The sequence below is a fragment of the Streptomyces rubellomurinus genome (assembly GCF_000961885.1).
Taxonomy (GTDB): domain Bacteria; phylum Actinomycetota; class Actinomycetes; order Streptomycetales; family Streptomycetaceae; genus Kitasatospora; species Kitasatospora rubellomurina.
Map to the genome: position 1 here is coordinate 1 of NZ_JZKH01000202.1, position 3,476 is coordinate 3,476.

Genomic DNA, 3,476 nt, shown 5'->3' on the forward strand with positions numbered 1-3,476 from the left:
TCTGCACCAACGCCGTCTACCACCACCAGGACAACCGCACCCGCCTCGCCCCGCTGCGGACCCTCGCCCTGAAGGCGATCACCGACGAACCCTAGGAGGTCCACCCGTGTCCAGCACCGCGCTCGCGTCCCTCACCCCCCTGTGGCTCGGCGGCCCGGCCAGCGCTGTCCTGCAGGTCGCCGACCCCGACGACTGGTTCGAACCGGTCCGCACGATCGGCGACCGGCAGGAGGACGCGCCCCTCATCCTCGGCCACGGCAGCAACGTCATCGCCTCCGGCACCGCCCACGAGGGCACCGTCGCCGTGATGAACACCCGGGCATCACCGTGAAGCAGGTGGACGACGACACGGTGGCCGCGACCGTCCAGGCCGGCCACCCGCTCGCCGACCTCGTCCAGTGGGCCGCAGCCGAACACCTCGCCGGGATCGAGTGCTTGGCCGGCATACCCGGCACTGTCGGGGCCGACCCCGTCCAGAACCCCGGAGCCTACGGCCAGCAGGCCTGCTCTACACCGACCGCCTGCGCCCCGACGTCCACCCGATCCCGGTCGAGGAGTACCGAGGCACAGGTTCAACCTGAGCCTACCGACCAGCCAGAACACAACCCGTGCGGGCAGGGAATAGCCGTCCGTGTCCGACGCCCGACACACATGATCAATTGGTACGCGAGCCCATGCGGTTGGGAAAGAGTGGTGGGGGCAACCCTTCACGGGTTCGAATCTCGTATCCTCCGCCTCTGCCCATCAGGGCAAACGACAGGTCCCGACCGGTTTCCGGTGGGGACCTTCGTCGTTCCACGGTTGCAGTTGATCCTTCTCCGGCGGGCTCGGAGCCCGTCGATGGCGTCCGAACACCACGGACTTGAGCAGTGGGAACATCGAGCGCTCCCCAGGGACAGCACCCCGGGCGGACTCAGAGCCAACCGCGCTGGGCCGCCTTGAGGCCCGCCTCGAACCGGCTGGTGGCGTCCAGGCGTTCCATGAGGGCGGCCATCTGGCGACGCACGGTCCGCAAGGAGACCCCGAGACGCTTGCTGGCGGCCTCGTCGGTCAGGCCGGTGGCGAGGAGTTTCAGCAGCTCCTTCTCGGTGGGATTCAGGCCGGTGTCCGCCTCGCGCAGACGGTCCGCCCCGAGCGGGACGGCGGTGTCCCAGGCCTGTTCGAACATGGCGAGCAACGCGGCCACGATCCCCTGCTCCCGCGTGCAGAGCGCCCCGCGGCGGGTGTTCTTGGGGTCGATCGGAAGCACGGCGACCTGCCGGTCGAACACCAGAACGCGAGGAGGCAGGACTGGGGCGGTACGCACCTGTCCGCCGGCATCCGTCATCCACTGCGCGTACGCGAGGGTGGCGGGGTCGTTGCGCACGCTGTCCTGGTAGAGCGTCATCAGGGTGACACCGCGCCCCAGAGCCTCCGCGTCGAGCGGCCTGGACGCGTCGAGGCTCTCCTTGGACCGGCCGCCGCCGGGCATCACCGCCAGGCATTCGCCCTGCAGTTCCTTGGCCAGCACCCTCAGCTTCGCCTGGATCGCCTCCATCCCGACCAAGCGCTCCGAGCCGCGGACGGCGGCGGCTCCCGATCGCAGTTGGGCGCAGTCGGCCACCGCTTGGACCATCGCCGCCTTCTGCCCCGCCAGTTCGTGCTGGCGGCGGGCGAGCTCCTCCTCCTGCCGAAGGAGCATCAGTTCCAGTGCGACCGGGGGCTCGACCACGCGCAGTCCGGTCGGATGGAAGGGGGAGTCACGCACGATCGTGAGATCAGCGAGTTCGTCGAGTGCCTCGCGCACCGTGCTCTCCGACAGGGCCAGCCGCGCGCACAGCTCTGCAACTCCGGCGTCGGGGTCGGTGAGCATCCCCCGGTAGACGCCCTCGACGGCCGGGTCCAGCCCCAGCATTTCCAGCATGAAAGCGCCCCCCGCTTGCCACTGAACGGTGTTTCCCAGCTTCGCGGACGATCTTTCCAGCAAGGGACATCAGTGGCAACCAAGTCCGGCCCACGCCCGGACCCCGGCGGCCGGAGGCACCAAGGTGACAGGCCCATTGGCTCCTTGGCGCCAGGCCGGACCCATTCCGCTGGGCCCCTCCGGGCGGCAACATATTGATCACCGGCACAGCGGCGAGAACGAAACCGCTCGTCGGGACCGCTCCGAGGCCTCCGCCTCCCCACACACTTCACCGACAGGGGTATCGCCATGTCCAACGCCGCTCGCCTGCTCAAGGTCTCCGCCGTCGCAGCCGCGCTGTTCCTCGGCGCCGCGCCGGCCGCGCTGACGGCTGCGGCCGGAGCGCAGACCGCGGCGGCACATGTCACGGCGAGCTCCATCGGCTGGGACGTCACCCCGGCCGGCCCGGGTCTCAGCGGCGGCCCGCGGGCCGAAAGCATCGGCTGGGACTGACCGTCCGTGCATGTCGTTCGCCTGACCCTGCACCAGGTGGCGAGCACGGGCTCCGAGGAAGCCGACGCGCACACCGCGCACGATGCCCTGTGGGCGCACGCCGAGCCGCGCCACGGCCTGGAACACGTCCGTGCCCGTGCCGGTCCGCACGGAATCGACCTCGTCCTCTTCCTCCGAGCCGGCAGCCGGAGTGACGCAGCAGTACGTGCGTGCGAGCTGCTCGGCTCCGCCGCGAGGTCGCAGATCTCTTCCCGGTACATCATGCCGCCGCTCGGGCGGTAAGGCTCCGCCCTCCCGCGGAACTCTCCCTGAGCGCTCTCCCCCCAGACTCCCCGCGCTGTGGCGCGGCCTCCGCCGTGCCACCCGTCATCGAAGGATGTATGTCATGATCATGCCCATTCGCCGCTTCAAGCAGGCTGGTCTCGCCGCGATCGTCGCCGCCACCGCAGTGAGCGGTCTGATGGTCGCCCCGGCCCACGCGAGCACGACGTCCTCGATCGCCGCCACCGCAACCGCCGAGGTCGGCAACGGGCCTTGCGCCCACGGTGGTTACTGGTCCGGACTGAGCAGCCAGAGCACCAGCTGCGGCGGCTCCGGCGGCCAGTCCCAGGCCTGGTGCGCGGACTTCGTCGGCTGGGTGTGGTCCCAGAACGGCGTCGCCCACCTCTCCGCGATCGACAACACCGCGGCCAGCGTCTACGACTACGGCAAGACCTACGGCACGCTGCACAGCACCCCTCAGGTGGGTGACGCCGTCGTCTACAACTACGACGCCTCCAGTGACTACGCCGACCACGTGGCGCTGGTCACCGCAGTGGGCGGCGGCTCCATCACCGTGGTCGGCGGCAACGAGGGCCACTCGAGCGGCCACTCCCAGGGCATCGTGCAGGAGGAGAGCACCTCCCAGTACGCGGAGGGCGACGCGCCCTGGGGCCAGGTCATCAGCGGGTACATCAGCCCGGTCGTGAAGCCCTCGGTCGCCCTGAACTTCTCGCAGACGGTGGGCGGGAACTACAACGGCGACAAGGTCTCCGACCTGTTCGCCAAGGACTCCTCCGGCAACCTCTTCGTCTGGACGGGA

The 3,476-nt window shown here is 69.9% G+C and carries 5 protein-coding genes; 4 read left to right on the top strand and 1 reads right to left on the bottom strand.

The features are described 5' to 3' along the window. The first annotated feature begins 106 nt into the window (after nt 1-106). Both VM95_RS44995 and VM95_RS41080 read left to right on the top strand, forming a co-directional pair. Nucleotides 107-331, top strand: a complete 225-nt coding sequence (locus VM95_RS44995) for a hypothetical protein (protein ID WP_045705705.1) — start codon at nt 107-109, stop codon at nt 329-331. Between the two features lie 20 nt (nt 332-351). Further along, nucleotides 352-942, top strand: a complete 591-nt coding sequence (locus VM95_RS41080; protein ID WP_244179133.1) for an FAD-binding protein — start codon at nt 352-354, stop codon at nt 940-942. Here the strand turns inward: VM95_RS41080 and VM95_RS37190 are convergent. Further along, entirely contained in the window at nt 914-1,903 is a 990-nt protein-coding gene (locus VM95_RS37190) for a helix-turn-helix domain-containing protein (RefSeq protein ID WP_045705707.1), read from the bottom strand. The genes VM95_RS41080 and VM95_RS37190 overlap by 29 nt on opposite strands. A gap of 288 nt (nt 1,904-2,191) precedes the next feature. Between VM95_RS37190 and VM95_RS37195 the strand changes: the two genes are divergently transcribed. Together VM95_RS37195 and VM95_RS37205 are read left to right on the top strand one after the other, a co-directional pair. Continuing rightward, on the top strand, nt 2,192-2,395 hold the full coding sequence (locus VM95_RS37195) for a hypothetical protein (RefSeq protein ID WP_045705708.1): 204 nt from the start codon (nt 2,192-2,194) through the stop codon (nt 2,393-2,395). 385 nt (nt 2,396-2,780) lie between these two features. Further along, nucleotides 2,781-3,476: CHAP domain-containing protein (locus tag VM95_RS37205; RefSeq protein ID WP_045705712.1), on the top strand; the 696-nt coding region annotated here is incomplete at its 3' end.

What these genes read in the sequence shown, in the direction of transcription:
- VM95_RS37190 (WP_045705707.1), bottom strand. Translation starts at nt 1,903, where the DNA reads ATGCTGGAAATGCTGGGGCTGGACCCGGCCGTCGAGGGCGTCTACCGG.
- VM95_RS37195 (WP_045705708.1), top strand. Translation starts at nt 2,192, where the DNA reads ATGTCCAACGCCGCTCGCCTGCTCAAGGTCTCCGCCGTCGCAGCCGCG.